The following is a 15,132-nucleotide window of genomic DNA, read 5'->3' on the forward strand; positions in this document are numbered from 1 at the left end:
ATCAAAACATTTGATAAAAGAAGTATAACAAACTTCAAAAAATTGTGCAAGTATTTTTTTACATTCCTGTAAATTTCGGTCTTCTTCTTTCAGAATGTGCTCGAACCCCTTCTTTAAAATCTTCAGTCAAAGATAACGATTCTTGTAGTTTCAATTCTAATTCAGCATAATTCTGCCAATCCTTAAATTGACTTTCCCAAACTAACTTTTTAATCGCTGCGTATGAGTTTGCTGAACCTCTTCTTAATTTTTTCAGAACTTGTTCTCTTGTTTTTTCTAATTTGTCAACTTCACAAACACGGTATACCACGCCCCATTCTAGCGCTTTTTCAGCAGTCAAAGCTTCACCTGTCATGGCAAGTTGTGCAGCCCGTGTTACCCCGATACTACGACTCAAGAGATGAATCCCACCAGCGTCTGGCGCCAATCCAACTCCGACAAAGGCTTGAATGAATTTTGCCTTGTCAGTCGCTAAACAGAAATCAACTGCTACTGCCATATTTGCTGCAGCACCAGCAACCGCTCCATCTACCTCCATCAAAACAGGTTTAGGAATTTGCTTGATTTTAAAAGAAATTGTATTGACTAATTCTGCAATCTTATTCAAAGAAGGGATATCATCTTCGTCTACTGCGCGTTTCATCTCAACCAAGTCTCCTCCAACTGAAAAGACCTTCCCATTCGCATTAATCAAGATGAACTGCACAGCTTGATCCTGCTCCGCTAGAGTCAAAGCTTCTAAAATTTCCTCACACATTGGGATATGGAAACCATTTGCCACTTCGGGACGATTCAAAGTAATGATAGCCAGATCATCTACGATCTGATATAAGATATGATTCATAGCTTCTCCTTTTATTTTGTAAGGCAATAAAATTGTTTTATCATCAAAGTATACCTTTTTTTGGATAAAGAGGCAAGGAAAAACTAAAGGAAAGTGTCTCAGCTGATTATTTACCCATCATTTATGAGTGTGAGTAAAATTTGACACCCTTACTTTTAAACTGTTATCGCTTTTCAAAATAAGTTAATGTTTTCTTCTATTATAATAGGAAGTTATTTTCTTCATTGAAAAATGCCCCTCTTTCTGCTATAATCGTATAAAATACTTACTTGAGGAGTCCTTATGAAGGTTGTAAAATTTGGCGGAAGCTCGCTTGCCTCTGCTGGTCAGTTAGAAAAAGTCTTAAACATCGTTAAAAGTGATAAAGAACGCCGTTTTGTAGTTGTTTCTGCACCCGGTAAACGCAATGCTGAAGATACCAAGGTAACTGATGCTTTGATTAAATACTATCGCGACTATGTGGCTGGAAATGACATCAGTGCTAGCCAAAGCTGGATCATTGACCGTTATGCCGCTATGGTTAGTGAACTAGGGTTAAAACCTGCTGTTTTAGAAAAAATCTCTAAAAGTATTCGTGCCTTGGCAACTCTTCCTATAGAGGACAATGAATTTCTCTATGATACCTTCCTAGCGGCTGGAGAAAATAACAATGCCAAATTGATTGCAGCCTACTTTAACCAAAACGGCATTGATGCACGCTATGTTCACCCAAGAGAAGCTGGGATTGTTGTCACAAGTGAACCAGGAAACGCACGCATCATTCCATCTAGTTATGACAAGATTGAAGGCTTGGCTGATAGCAACGAAGTTCTTGTTATCCCTGGTTTCTTTGGTGTGACTAAGGAAAATCAAATCTGTACTTTTTCACGTGGAGGTTCAGATATCACAGGTTCTATCATTGCAGCAGGTGTTAAGGCTGATCTCTATGAGAACTTTACAGACGTAGATGGTATCTTTGCTGCCCACCCTGGTATCATCCACCAACCACACTCCATTCCTGAATTAACCTACCGTGAAATGCGTGAGTTGGCTTACGCTGGATTTTCAGTTCTTCATGACGAAGCTCTTCTACCCGCTTACCGCGGAAAAATTCCTCTTGTCATCAAGAATACCAACAACCCTGACCACCCAGGAACACGCATTGTTTTAGAACACAGTAGTGATAAATTCCCAGTAGTAGGGATTGCGGGTGACTCAGGATTCGTCAGCATCAACATGTCAAAATACCTCATGAACCGCGAAGTCGGGTTTGGTCGCAAGGTTCTGCAAATCCTTGAGGACCTCAATATCGGTTGGGAACACATGCCTACAGGTATCGACGATCTTTCAATCATCCTCCGCTCTCGTGAATTGACTCCTATCAAAGAAGAAGAAATTCTACGTCAACTCGTTCAAAAGGCTGAAGTGGACCATGCTGAAATCGAGCATGACCTTTCCATCATTATGATTGTCGGAGAAAAGATGAAGAGCCATATCGGGGTAACTGCTACTGCAACACGAGCTTTGTCTGAAAATAAAATCAACATCCAGATGATGTCCCAAGGGTCAAGTGAAGTTTCCATCATGTTTGTTGTCAATAAAGAGCAAGAAAAAGCAGCTATCAAGGCTCTCTATCAGGCCTTTTTCGGTGAAAGTAAGGAAGACTAATCATGGCCCAATCACTCAATCAAGTCATTGACCTCCAAACCACTGGGACATCTTACCTCTCTATCTCTGGAAAAGTTGGAAAATTTTTAGTCGGGGATCAAGCCTTAGAGTTTTATCCTGATGTCAATGTCGAACAATATATTCAAATCCCCTGGTCCAGCATTCAGCAAATCGGAGCTAACGTAAGTGGTCGCAAGATCAGCCGCCACTTTGAAGTCTTCACTGATCAAGGAAAATTCCTCTTTGCTTCAAAAGACTCTGGAGCTATCCTCAAAATCGCTCGGGAAAAATTAGGAAACGACAAGGTTGTGAAACTTCCGACTCTACTCCAGACCATTGGACAAAAACTTAACAATCTATTTGCAAAAAAGTAGAAACTTTAGTATAATCATAGCAACGGATAAGTAAGTTATCTCCTTCTTTCAGAAAGTCTGCGGGTGCTGCGAGCAGATAGGAGGGATAGGTGAAATTCTACCGTTGTTCACAATTACATACACAATCAAGTGCACACCTGTGAAGTTGGATGGAACCGTGGCCCTGCCACTCCAACACTTTGTCAGGTGTGCTTTTTTCATAAAGGAGTTCTTATGTTAGATATTAAACGTATTCGTACAGACTTTGATGCTGTCGCTGAAAAATTAGCTACACGTGGTGTAGATCCTACTGTCTTAAATGAGATGAAAGAAATCGATGCTAAACGTCGTGATATCTTGGTCAAGGTTGAAACTCTCAAGGCAGAACGTAACACAGTTTCTGCTGAGATTGCCCAAGCTAAGCGCAACAAGGAAAATGCCGATGACAAGATTGCTGCGATGCAAACCCTATCTGCTGAAGTCAAAGCCTTGGATGCTGAATTGGCAGAAATTGATGCTAAATTAACAGAATTCACCACTACTCTTCCAAACATCCCTGCTGACAGTGTTCCTATCGGAGCTGATGAAGATGACAATGTGGAAGTCCGTCGTTGGGGGACTCCACGCGAGTTTGACTTCGAACCAAAAGCTCACTGGGATCTTGGTGAAGACTTGGGTATCCTTGACTGGGAACGCGGTGGTAAGGTAACGGGCGCTCGCTTCCTCTTCTATAAAGGCCTCGGTGCTCGTTTGGAACGTGCTATCTACAACTTCATGTTGGATGAGCATGGTAAAGAGGGCTATACGGAAGTTATCACGCCTTACATGGTTAACCATGACTCAATGTTTGGTACTGGTCAATATCCAAAATTTAAGGAAGACACTTTTGAATTGAAAGACACTAATTATGTCCTCATTCCTACAGCTGAAGTACCTCTTACAAACTACTACCGTGATGAAATCCTTGACGGTAAAGACCTACCAATCTACTTTACCGCTATGAGCCCATCATTCCGTTCTGAGGCTGGTTCTGCAGGTCGTGATACACGTGGCTTGATTCGTTTGCACCAATTCCATAAGGTTGAAATGGTCAAATTTGCCAAACCAGAAGAATCTTATGAAGAATTGGAAAAAATGACAGCTAACGCTGAAAATATTCTTCAAAAACTCAACCTTCCATACCGTGTGGTTGCCCTCTCTACTGGGGACATGGGCTTCTCAGCTGCCAAGACTTACGACTTGGAAGTTTGGATTCCAGCCCAAAATACCTATCGTGAAATCTCAAGCTGTTCAAATACAGAAGATTTCCAAGCCCGTCGTGCCCAAATCCGTTATCGTGATGAAGCAGATGGCAAGGTGAAACTCCTTCACACCTTGAATGGTTCTGGACTTGCAGTTGGACGTACAGTGGCTGCCATTCTTGAAAACTACCAAAATGAAGATGGTTCTGTAACTATTCCAGAAGCACTTCGTCCATATATGGGTGGAGCTGAAGTTATCAAACCATAAAAAAATAAGGCCTAGCTATTTCTAGCTAGACCTTTTTTCGTAACCAAATCAGATAAGCACCCAAGACAAAGAATAAAATAGTTAGGCAAATAACGGTTTCAGCCAATACCAGATAATCCAGAAATGGAAGTTTCAAAATTCCCTGAGCCATCTTGAGCGAAGTAGCTGTGATAATGGTTGGGAAGGTTAGGGCTGAGAAGGCTGGTTGAAAGCCTTGTTTTAAAATATTGGGTAGGCGAGTTAAAACAAAGAAAAAGAAGGATTGAGATGCCAAAATCATGACAATCAAGAGCCAAGTCGGTAGGCTTGCTCCTCCAACTCGAACTAGAGAAGCCAAGAGTAGGGAAAAGGGAGCACAGTAGATTCCTTCCTGTCCAAGCAAGGCCACTGGGAGTGGATCTTTCTTTAAATCCCTATAAATAAGGGGATAGAGATAGAAGGTCAAGACAAAACCAAAACTCAAGGTCGCATAGGCAATTTCAATGATACCGACAAGAGGATAGGTCAAGGCTGCTACTGCTATTCCCACATAGAGTACCGTCCAGCTAGGAGTCGCATTGACCCTCCGACCTGAACAGGCAAATTTGATGGTAAAAGTAGCAATCAAAGCCAAATCCAAGAGAAATGAAAACCACCAGATCCCTTGTGCTACTATAGGAAGAGCAGGGAATACGCGAAAGACATAGGTCGATAAAATCATCCCAGCCATAGGAAAAGTGGCCATCCCAGATAAAAGAGGGGGCCTGGTCAATTCTTGCTTGGTTTCTCCCCAATTAAAAAGATGAAGAATCAGAAAGAAAATCCACAACACTAGACCAATCAGACTTAATAAATGTGACAGAACTGGCCAAGTATCTGCAATCAGATTTCCTGCACCTGCTAAACCTAATAAACAGCCAGAGAATACTAAGGGGAGCTTTTTCATCCGAGCCTCCAATAATCATGTTATTATTAGTATAGCATAAAAGCGCTTAAAATAGCATAGAAAAATGAAGACTGGATTGCTCAGTCTTCATTTTTTCTTTCTGATTCGAACTAGGCATAAGGTTGCAATTCTGGATTAATTGGCGTATTGGCTAGATTGTTGGCATAGTTACAAAGGCTAGCAAGACTAACACCCAGAATCACATCCAAGGCATTTTGTTGCGTGTAGCCAGCTTCCAAAAATTCAGCCAAGGCTTCATCTCCTACACGCCCTTTGGTATTGATGACCGCCAAGGTAAACTTAGCTAGGGTGTCCAATTTAGGATCTGTTTCAATCGGAGTGCGGTTGCGGAGAGCTTGGAGAAGATCATCATTCATCTGGATTTGTTTGATTGAAAAGGCTGTGTGACCTGCGACGCAGAAAGCACAACCATTGGTTACGGCAGCTGTGATTTGCACTACTTCACGCTCTACTGGTGTCAGGCTGTTGCGACGGTTGATGGCTCCGACAGTTCGGTAGGCTTCAAGCGCGGTAGGAGCGTTGGCCAAGAGACCGATTAGGTTGGGAATATAGCCATTGTTATCTTTTTGTACTGTTTCAAGAACTTCTTTTACTTCTGCTGGTGCTGATTCTACTGTGTGGATGGTAAATGTTGTCATAAGAAACCTCTTTTCATTTTATTGTCATTTAGTCTATCATAGAATTTCACCCTTGGATAATATATATTTTCAATCGCCTTGATAGAAAATGTCTATGAAATGAAAAAAATCACACTAAAAGTGTGATTGGGTTAGTGTTTAAAATACTTTCTGGTTTCGGAAATAACGACTGGCGACAAGACCAAGAGGGCAATCAAGTTTGGTAAAGCCATCAAGGCATTGACGATATCTGCGATAATCCAAACCATATCCAACTCGATAAATCCTCCCAACAAGACCATGAGCACAAAGACCACTCGATAGAGCCAGATAAAGCGAACGCCAAAGAGAAACTCAAAACAGCGCTCTCCGTAGTAGTTCCATCCGAGAATCGTCGTAAAGGCAAAGAGTACAAGGAAAATGGTCAAGAGGGCAGGTCCAAAGTGTGAAAAAACTGTTGAAAAGGCTGACTGGGTCAAGGCAACTCCATTCAAATCACCACTCCAAACCCCAGTTACCAAGATTGTCAGACCTGTCAGAGTGCAGATAATCAAAGTATCAATAAAGGTTCCTGTCATGGAAATCAAGCCTTGCTCGACAGGTTCATTTGTCTTAGCCGCAGCCGCTGCAATGGGAGCAGAACCAAGACCAGATTCGTTAGAGAAGACTCCCCGCGCCACACCATTTTGGATAGCCATCCGAATGCTGGCACCTGCAAAACCACCTACCGCAGCAGCTGGACTAAAGGCTGAAGTAAAGATGAGGGCAAGTGTGGCTGGGATTTTCTCGATATTAAAGAGAATAACTGTAAGAGTTCCTAAAATATAGACAATAGCCATAAAAGGAACCACTGCTGTCGAAACTTTTGAAATGGATTTGAGGCCACCAAAGACGGCAATCCCTACAAAAATGGATAAAATCAGAGCTGTGATAGCTGGATCAACTTGGGCTGTATTTTGAATGGATTCTGTAATCGAATTGACTTGGGTAAAGGTACCAATCCCTAGAAGGGCTACCAATACACCCGCTAGGGCAAAGAAGATAGCAAGTGGACGCCACTTTTCTCCCATCCCCAAAAGGATGTAATGCATGGGTCCTCCAGCTACAGCTCCATTTGCATCCTTTGTGCGATATTTGATAGCTAGCAAGCCTTCGGCATATTTGGTCGCCATCCCAAAGAAGGCCGCCATCCACATCCAAAAGAGGGCCCCTGGTCCCCCAACCTTAATGGCTGTTGCGACCCCGATGATATTTCCCGTACCAACGGTGGCGGCTAAAGCCGTACAGAGAGCAGCAAAGCTCGACACATCGCCATGCCCCTTATCCTTGGTAAAGATCAGCTGAAAGTCCTTAGGGAGACGAGCTACCTGCAAAAGACCTAGTCGGATGGTCAAATAGATACCTGTTCCGACCAATAAGATCAAGAGGGGAGGCCCCCAAACGAAAGCATCAAGCGCTTTAAGCAATTCTAACATGTCCTTCTCCTATCTTTCAACCCCAAAAGAAAGAGCACATGCAAGATACATGTACTCTGGAATGCTTAGATAAATGCCTAAAAGCGGTCTATCCTAGCTCTGTCCTTTTACCTGAGAGTTTGAGCAGTTGCCTGCCTTGCCCCTTCGGTGCCTTTACGGTCTCTCCAGAGTTCCGTCCATTTACAGTCATGGAAAACAAACCTTTCTCCACTTCTATTAAACTTCATTCGGTGTTGGTATTTAATTTTTTATTATTTTACAAGAAAAGTTAGTCTTTGTCAATATATTATTTGAAAAAAGATGGATTTTCACTTCTTTTTCAAAAAAAGAGACGTACTCTTTTTTAACCTTTAAAGGTCACAATGGTTGCGCCACTACCGCCAGCATTCTGTGGAGCATAGCCGAAAGTCTTAACATGTTTGTTTCTTTGTAGGTATTTGGTGACTCCTTCACGGATGACACCTGTTCCGATACCATGGATGATGTCGACTTGCGCCATGTTATTGAGCAGGGCTTGGTCAATAAAGGCGTCCAGCTCATTCATGGCCTCTTCGTACCGTTTGCCTCGGAGATCCAGTCTCGCTTGCGGACCACGACCAGAAGCACGTTTGACGACATTGACTTGTTTTTTCTTGACTGGGGCTTCTTGTTGGGCTTGAACAAGGCCAAATTCTTTCTCCTCCAAGGTCATCTTGATCAAGCCAACTTGGGCTTCCCAACGGCCGTCCTTAAGCTGATTGGTCAAGGTTCCACGCTGACCATAACTGAGAACAATGATATCATCCCCAACCTTTGGAGCTCGTTTTTTCTTGGCTTTTTGAAGGACCTTGTTTTTAGACAAGTCGACTTTTTCAGGAGCCAGTTTTTTCAGCTCAGCCTTGGCTTCAATGATTTCGTGAGGTTTGAGTTGAGACTTACTATGGAGATTTTTGAGAATCTGATCACTTTCACTTAGAGCGAGTTCCACAATCTCGGCAGCTTGTTCACGCGCCTTGTTGAGCTCAGTTTCCTTTTCACGATTGAGCTCGTTATAGAGTTTTTTGAGTGCACGGTTCATCTTGAGGTTTTCTTGCTCCACCTCGCGAATATTGTCCAAGCGTTTGCGACTTTCAAGCGTTTGCTCTTCTAATTGCTCAATGATACGGTTGACATCATTATCTTGATTGACCTGCTGGCTGGCATCTCCTACGATGACATCTGACAAGCCCAGACGTTTGGCAATTTCAAAGGCATTGCTTCGACCAGGAACTCCCTGCATAAAGCGATAGGTCGGACGCAGGCTGGCTGTGTCAAACTCCATGCTGGCATTTTGCACAAAGGCTGTCTCAATACCATAAGCCTTGAGTTCTGGATAGTGGGTCGTCGCCATAGTCTTGACCTGACGCAGACGAAGATCCTCCAGAATAGCCATAGCAAGGGCGGCTCCCTCTTGAGGATCTGTACCAGCCCCGAGCTCATCTAGCAATAAGAGCGAGTGCTGATTGACCTTGCCAAGAATATCTACGATATTGGTCATGTGGCTGGAGAAGGTAGACAAACTCTGCTCAATAGACTGTTCATCGCCAATATCGGCGAAGATTTCCTCGAAAATACCGACACGGCTCCCCTTATCAGCTAAAATGGGCAAGCCAGATTGGGCCATGAGTTGAGTCAAGCCTAGGGTTTTGAGCATGATGGTCTTCCCACCAGTATTGGGACCTGTAATGACAATGGTCGTTAATTCCTTACCAAAGTGTACATCATTTGCAACAGCATTTTTGACCAAAGGATGGCGAACATGAAGGAGTTGAATCTCTTGATTCTCTGAAAGTTGAGGAACGACTGCTTGTCTTTCTTGGATGAAACGTACCTTGGCACGAATCAGATCCAGATGGCCGATGATCCAAGCGTCATTAGCAACCTCAGCAGCATGAGGACGAACCCGTTCCGATAGTTCCTGCAGGATGCGAATCATCTCATAGCGTTCGTCAGCTCGCAGACTAGCGATTTCTTCGCTCAGTTTCACGACCTCACGTGGCTCGATGTAGACCGTGTTTCCACTGGCAGAGATGTCATGGACAACACCTGCAATCTTATTGCGATAGGTGTTCTTTACTGGTAAAACTTGACGGCCATTTCTGCTAGCGATAATCCCTTCCGTCAACATCTGAGATTTTTGTTTAAGTAAGTCTTGCAAGACATCTCGAACTTGACTCTCGCTATCATGGATTTTCCGGCGAATGCGTGCTAGCTCTTCACTGGCAAAATTTTCGATAAATCCAGCATCATTTAGAGCTTGGAGACTCCCTTGCAAGTGTGGAAAATCATGTAGTTTTTCAAACCATCTCGCCAACTGCTCCAAGCGTACATTTTCAAGATTGGCATAAAAACCTTGCAACTCTCTGCTAGCCAGCAAGACCTGTTTGAGGAGCAAAAACTCCTCAATATTGAGGTCCGCCCCCATCTCCAGACGCTTGCAAACAGCTGATATCTCACGCGTCGCTAGGATGGTAAAGTGAGGTTGCTCCACAAATAGAGCTTGCATTTCCTCCATCTCTGTAAAGGCTTGTTTGATCTTATCCACCTTGGCAGTTGGAGCCAAGCCTTTTAGCTCCTCTAGGCCTTGTTCTGTCAGGAGATGCGGTTCAAACAAGGCTTTGATTTTATTAAATTCTAAGGTTTCTAGTATTTTTGTATTCATATTTTTTCCTTGTATGCTGGTTTACAAGATTATAGCAACTATAGGTTTTGACCTAGTCCTCCAATCTGTAAACAAAGGGCTAGGAAAAATCCCGCCCTTTCTATCCGATTAAATTTGTCACCCAGAGTTGTTTGATAAGGTTTGTCGTAAAAGGGACACTTTGGATGATGTGTTTGGCTACTGTATTTTTTTCGAGTGAATTTTGAATGACTGCCAGAGGCACCGTTGCAAGGATGGTCAGAATCATTTGCAAGACAAATAAGGTTACCAATAGAGACAAAAGGCCTGATCCGATACGCAACCATTTGACATCGAGCTTTTTAGTTGGAATCAAGTGCAGGAACAAACCGATAAAACGTCCGATACTGTAACAAATTCCGAAAACTAAAAAGTAGGCAAGACCCGCATAAAAGACCTTGTCTAGGTGAAACAGCTGGTCTGAAGGGAAGAAAAAGGTGCCCTGTCCTTCTTGAGGATTGGCATAAGGGACAAGCAAGTGGAAGTGATCTCCCAGCGATTTATAAAACTGTCCCGCAACAAAGGCTGAAATCACTGCAACGAGGAAATAATAAACTTGCAGTACCAAGCCTCTACGGTAGCCGATGTAAAAACCCCAAGCAAGAACCAATAAGAGTAGGATTGAAATCATAGGGAATCCTCAATCTTGCTCTGTTCTTGTTTGACAGCAATCAACTTATGGCGGAGTTCTAACAACTCTTGCTCCTTGTCATCAAATTCAATCTCACGGTTGAGTTGTGTAGACAGACAATTGACCGCCAAAAGAAGCGCAATGGTTTCATCATCCGCCCCAGGCATTTGTTCTTTAATTGCTTGGTATTTTTCAGTCGCAACCTTGGCAATTTCCTCCATAAAGAGATTGTCATGCTCGGTTGTTAAGGTTAATGTCTTTTTTCCGAATGTAAACTTATATCGATTTAGATTTGCCATAAAAATTCACCTCACGATATTATACCAAATTTCACTAACTTTGTCAGTTTTTACCAATTCTCCTGCTTTTGTGGTACAATAGAGACTATGGCAAGTATCACACTCATACCAAGTGAACAAGAAATTCAGAGCTTTTTAAGTCAGTATCAAAAGGCTCTCAGTCCTAGTAAAAATCCTTATATTCGCTATTTTTTGAGACTGCCTCAGGCAACAGTTTCCATCTATACTTCTGGAAAAGTCCTCCTGCAGGGCGAAGCTGCTGAACAGTACGCTAGTTTCTTTGGCTATCAAGTTCAACAAGAAAACAGTGGACAAGATTTTCCTATGATCGGTACCGATGAGGTGGGAAATGGTTCCTACTTTGGTGGGCTTGCTGTCGTGGCTTCCTTCGTGACACCAGATCAGCATGACTTCTTGCGAAAACTCGGTGTGGGGGATTCCAAGACTCTGACAGACCAAAAGATTCGTCAGATTGCCCCTATCCTTAAAGAAAAGGTCCAGCACCAAGCGCTCCTCCTTTCACCGAGCAAGTACAACGAAGTTATCGGAGAGCGCTACAATGCTGTTTCTGTAAAGGTTGCCCTTCACAACCAGGCTATCTTTCTCCTGCTTCAAAAAGGAGTCCAGCCAGAAAAAATCGTGATTGATGCTTTTACAAGCCCTAAAAACTATGACAAGTACTTGGCGCAAGAAGCCAACCGTTTTCCAAACAAAATTAGCTTAGAAGAAAAAGCCGAGGGCAAATACCTGGCTGTTGCAGTTAGCTCTATCATCGCGCGAGATCTCTTCCTCGAAAACTTGGAAAATCTTGGACGGGAACTAGGCTATCAACTGCCAAGTGGCGCTGGAACTGCATCTGATAAGGTTGCTAGCAAAATCCTTCAAGCCTATGGCATGAAGGGACTTCATTTCTGCGCCAAACTGCATTTTAAAAATACTGAAAAAGCCAAAGCACTTCTAGAAAGGTGAGTTATGAATTCGTTTAAAACATTTCTAAAAGAATGGGGAGTTTTCTTCCTGATTATCGCGCTGGTCGGCCTTAGCCGTATCTTCCTTTGGAGCAATGTCCGTGTGGAAGGGCACTCTATGGATCCTACCCTAGCCGACGGAGAGGTTCTCTTCGTTGTCAAACATCTCCCAATTGACCGTTTCGATATCGTGGTTGCGCATGAGGAAGACGGAAATAAAGACATTGTCAAAAGGGTCATCGGTATGCCTGGAGATACCATCCGCTATGAAAATGACAAACTCTTTATCAACGGTGAAGAAACGGATGAACCCTACCTAGCTGAATACCTCAACTTGTTCAAAACAGAAAAGTTGCAAAACACCTATACTGGAAAAGGATTTGAAGGCAATAAGGGAGTTTACTTTAGAGAACTTGCTCAAAAGGCGCAGGCCTTTACAGTTGATGTCAATTCCAATACCAGCTTCAGCTTTACTGTCCCTCAAGGTGAGTACCTTCTCCTTGGTGACGATCGTCTAGTCTCTAGCGACAGCCGCCATGTTGGTACCTTCAAGGCCAGCGATATCAAGGGCGAAGCAAAATTCCGTTTCTGGCCACTTAACCGTATCGGAACTTTTTAAGATAAGGAAGAGGCCGAGAATGCTAAGTCTCAGTCTCTTTTTCTATTGCGAGAAAAAGACCTTTTAGTCTCCTAGCTTGTTGAAAGAAGCTAAGGGTCCAACTCTCATGAACTCATGTAAAGGAAACCTATGGAAGTTTATTTTTCAGGCACCATTGAACGGATTATTTTTGAAAATCCCAGTAATTTTTATCGTATTCTCCTCCTAGATATCGAAGATACCAATGCGGAGGACTTTGACGATTTTGAAATCATCGTTACAGGAACCATGGCGGACGTGATTGAAGGGGAAGACTACACTTTTTGGGGGCAAATCGTTCAGCACTCCAAGTATGGGGAACAGCTTCAGATCAGCCGTTATGAACGGGCAAAACTAACTAGAAAAGGGCTAGTCAAATATTTTTCCAGTAGCCATTTCAAGGGAATTGGTCTCAAAACTGCTCAGAAAATCGTCGATAGCTATGGTGACAATACCATTGACGAAATTCTGGAACATCCTGAAAAGCTAGAAGGCATCTCAGGACTCTCTGCCAAAAACCGTGAGGCTTTTGTTTCCACCCTCCGTCTCAACTACGGGACAGAGATGGTCTTGGCAAAACTAGCTAACTACGGCATTCCCAATAAACTGGCCCTTCAGATTCAAGACTTTTACAAGGAAGAAACCCTTGATGTGGTTGAAAATTATCCCTACCAACTAGTTGAGGATATCAAGGGTTTGGGCTTTACCATTGCTGACCAATTGGCTGCAGAACTAGGCATCGAAAGTCAAGCTCCTGAACGCTTCCGTGCTGGTCTTGTTCATAGTCTTTTTCAGGGATGTATGGATACGGGCGATACCTATATGGAAGCCCGAGATTTGCTGGAACAGACCCTGACTCTCCTCGAGTCTTCCCGTCCTGTGGAACTAGACCCCAGTCAAGTAGCTCAGGAATTATCTCATTTGATCGAAGAAGACAAGGTTCAGCAGATTGATACCAAAATCTTTGATAACAGCCTCTTTTTCGCTGAAGAAGGCATTCGCAGTCACTTGGTTCGTATCCTCGAAAAAGGAAAGCAGAAAAGCCAGGATCTAGAAACCATTCAAAAGCATATCGCCAGTGTTGAGGAAGAGCTTGGTATCCAGTACGATAGCATCCAAAAGCAAGCAATCTGCGATGCCATCCAGAACAAGGTCTTTATCCTGACAGGTGGACCTGGTACTGGTAAGACAACTGTTATCAATGGTATCATCGCTGTCTATGCCCTCTTAGAAGGGCTTGATCTCAGGAAGAAAAGCAACTTACCTATTCTTCTCGCTGCACCAACTGGTCGAGCGGCTCGGCGCATGAATGAATTGACAGGTTTGCCAAGCGCTACCATACACCGCCATTTGGGAATGACAGGTGACGATGATACCAGCCATCTGGAAGATTATCTGGATGCTAACTTTATTATCGTGGATGAATTCTCCATGGTAGACACTTGGTTAGCCAACCAACTCTTTTCCAACATTTCTTCTAACAGTAAAATCCTCATTGTGGGGGATAGCGACCAGCTACCTTCTGTCAGTCCTGGCCAAGTTCTGGCCGACCTGCTCCAGATTGCACTGATTCCCCAGACTCGCTTGGAAAAAATTTATCGTCAGAGCGAAGAATCAACTATCGTCACCTTGGCTAGTCAGATTCGACAAGGAATCCTGCCATCCGACTTTACCCAGAAAAAGGCAGACCGTTCCTACTTTGAAATCGCTAGTGGTCATATCCCAGCTACCATTGAGAAAATCCTCGGCGCTGCCCTCAGAAGTGGCATTCCGGCTCGCGATATTCAGGTGCTAGCGCCTATGTATCGAGGAACTGCTGGTATTGACGCCATCAACCAACTTATGCAAGACCTGCTCAATCCTCAGCAAAAGGGGCAAGTTAGCTTTGAAGCAACTCAGTGTCACTATCGAACAGGGGACAAGGTCATTCACCTAGTCAACGACGCTGAAGTCAATGTCTTTAATGGAGACCTAGGCTACATCACAGACCTGATTCCTGGAAAATACACCGAGTCCAAACAAGACGAGATTGTCATTGATTTTGATGGCAACGAGGTCATCTATCCACGCAATGAATGGTACAAGATCCGCCTGGCTTATGCCATGAGTATTCATAAGTCGCAGGGGAGTGAGTTTCCCGTTGTCATCCTGCCCATCACCAGTGCTAGCAAGCGCATGCTGGAGCGGAATCTCATCTACACAGCTATCACACGGGCCAAGAGCAAGCTCATCCTTCTTGGCGAGTTACAGGCCTTTGACTATGCAGTCAAGCATATCGGGACTGCTCGCAAGACCTATCTGATTGAACGCTTCAGTGATCTAATTGAAAATAATATTGAAGAAAGTAAACAAGCCTTCTCTGAAACTGCCACAGCAAGTGACTCTGAACAATCCTACATCCTCACCGAGGGAAACTGGTCTAGCATCCCAGCCATGATTGGGATTACAGACGCAGACCTTAAAGAGATTTTTGGAAAATAGTGCAACAGAAAGCCCACCTAGTCAGGT

General features: G+C 43.5%; 13 protein-coding genes and 1 riboswitch. Of the genes, 6 read left to right on the forward strand and 7 right to left on the reverse strand.

Annotated elements, in window-relative coordinates; all coding sequences use genetic code 11:
- Positions 1–58: 58 nt before the first annotated feature.
- Positions 59–844, reverse strand: coding sequence for an enoyl-CoA hydratase (locus tag HMPREF1516_RS05960; protein ID WP_001015588.1), 786 nt, complete (start codon positions 842–844; stop codon positions 59–61).
- Between the two features lie 282 nt (positions 845–1,126).
- On the opposite strand from HMPREF1516_RS05960, the gene HMPREF1516_RS05965 reads away from it, so the two are divergent.
- The 3 genes from HMPREF1516_RS05965 to serS all read left to right on the forward strand — a co-directional run bounded on the left by HMPREF1516_RS05965 (position 1,127) and on the right by serS (position 4,353).
- The gene (locus tag HMPREF1516_RS05965; protein ID WP_000869635.1) at positions 1,127–2,491 is read left to right on the forward strand and encodes an aspartate kinase; all 1,365 of its coding nucleotides are present in this window, start codon (positions 1,127–1,129) and stop codon (positions 2,489–2,491) included.
- A 2-nt stretch (positions 2,492–2,493) separates the two neighbouring features.
- On the forward strand, positions 2,494–2,865 hold the full coding sequence (locus HMPREF1516_RS05970; RefSeq protein WP_000079380.1) for a DUF956 family protein: 372 nt from the start codon (positions 2,494–2,496) through the stop codon (positions 2,863–2,865).
- Between the two features lie 213 nt (positions 2,866–3,078).
- A complete protein-coding gene (gene serS, locus HMPREF1516_RS05975; RefSeq protein WP_000884240.1) occupies positions 3,079–4,353 on the forward strand; it encodes a serine--tRNA ligase in 1,275 nt (424 codons plus the stop codon).
- A gap of 25 nt (positions 4,354–4,378) precedes the next feature.
- Here serS and HMPREF1516_RS05980 read toward each other — a convergent pair whose 3' ends face one another.
- The 6 genes from HMPREF1516_RS05980 to zapA all read right to left on the reverse strand — a co-directional run bounded on the left by HMPREF1516_RS05980 (position 4,379) and on the right by zapA (position 11,019).
- Positions 4,379–5,278, reverse strand: a complete 900-nt coding sequence (locus HMPREF1516_RS05980) for a TDT family transporter (protein ID WP_000735946.1) — start codon at positions 5,276–5,278, stop codon at positions 4,379–4,381.
- A 110-nt stretch (positions 5,279–5,388) separates the two neighbouring features.
- Entirely contained in the window at positions 5,389–5,937 is a 549-nt protein-coding gene (locus tag HMPREF1516_RS05985; protein WP_000206773.1) for a carboxymuconolactone decarboxylase family protein, read from the reverse strand.
- A 131-nt stretch (positions 5,938–6,068) separates the two neighbouring features.
- On the reverse strand, positions 6,069–7,391 hold the full coding sequence (locus tag HMPREF1516_RS05990) for an alanine/glycine:cation symporter family protein (RefSeq protein ID WP_033606033.1): 1,323 nt from the start codon (positions 7,389–7,391) through the stop codon (positions 6,069–6,071).
- 89 nt (positions 7,392–7,480) lie between these two features.
- Positions 7,481–7,569, reverse strand: a riboswitch (glycine riboswitch).
- 165 nt (positions 7,570–7,734) lie between these two features.
- Positions 7,735–10,071, reverse strand: coding sequence for an endonuclease MutS2 (locus HMPREF1516_RS05995; RefSeq protein ID WP_033606034.1), 2,337 nt, complete (start codon positions 10,069–10,071; stop codon positions 7,735–7,737).
- A gap of 100 nt (positions 10,072–10,171) precedes the next feature.
- Positions 10,172–10,720 (reverse strand): CvpA family protein, encoded by a 549-nt coding sequence (locus HMPREF1516_RS06000; RefSeq protein ID WP_033606035.1) that lies wholly within the window; start codon positions 10,718–10,720, stop codon positions 10,172–10,174.
- A complete protein-coding gene (gene zapA / locus HMPREF1516_RS06005; protein ID WP_000002028.1) occupies positions 10,717–11,019 on the reverse strand; it encodes a cell division protein ZapA in 303 nt (100 codons plus the stop codon). The genes HMPREF1516_RS06000 and zapA overlap by 4 nt, the downstream gene beginning before the upstream one ends.
- 87 nt (positions 11,020–11,106) lie before the next feature.
- Here zapA and rnhC point away from each other — a divergent pair, with 87 nt between their 5' ends.
- The 3 genes from rnhC to recD2 all read left to right on the forward strand — a co-directional run bounded on the left by rnhC (position 11,107) and on the right by recD2 (position 15,105).
- Positions 11,107–11,988 carry a ribonuclease HIII gene (rnhC, locus tag HMPREF1516_RS06010; protein WP_000146843.1) on the forward strand — a complete coding sequence of 294 codons (882 nt, stop codon included), beginning with the start codon at positions 11,107–11,109 and terminating at the stop codon, positions 11,986–11,988.
- A gap of 3 nt (positions 11,989–11,991) precedes the next feature.
- A complete protein-coding gene (lepB, locus tag HMPREF1516_RS06015) occupies positions 11,992–12,606 on the forward strand; it encodes a signal peptidase I (protein WP_001083990.1) in 615 nt (204 codons plus the stop codon).
- 129 nt (positions 12,607–12,735) lie between these two features.
- On the forward strand, positions 12,736–15,105 hold the full coding sequence (gene recD2, locus HMPREF1516_RS06020; protein ID WP_000454457.1) for an SF1B family DNA helicase RecD2: 2,370 nt from the start codon (positions 12,736–12,738) through the stop codon (positions 15,103–15,105).
- The last annotated feature ends 27 nt before the right edge of the window (positions 15,106–15,132 follow it).

Origin of the sequence: Streptococcus sp. CM6, from assembly GCF_000526095.1 — a bacterium.
Lineage (GTDB): Bacteria > Bacillota > Bacilli > Lactobacillales > Streptococcaceae > Streptococcus > Streptococcus oralis_BW.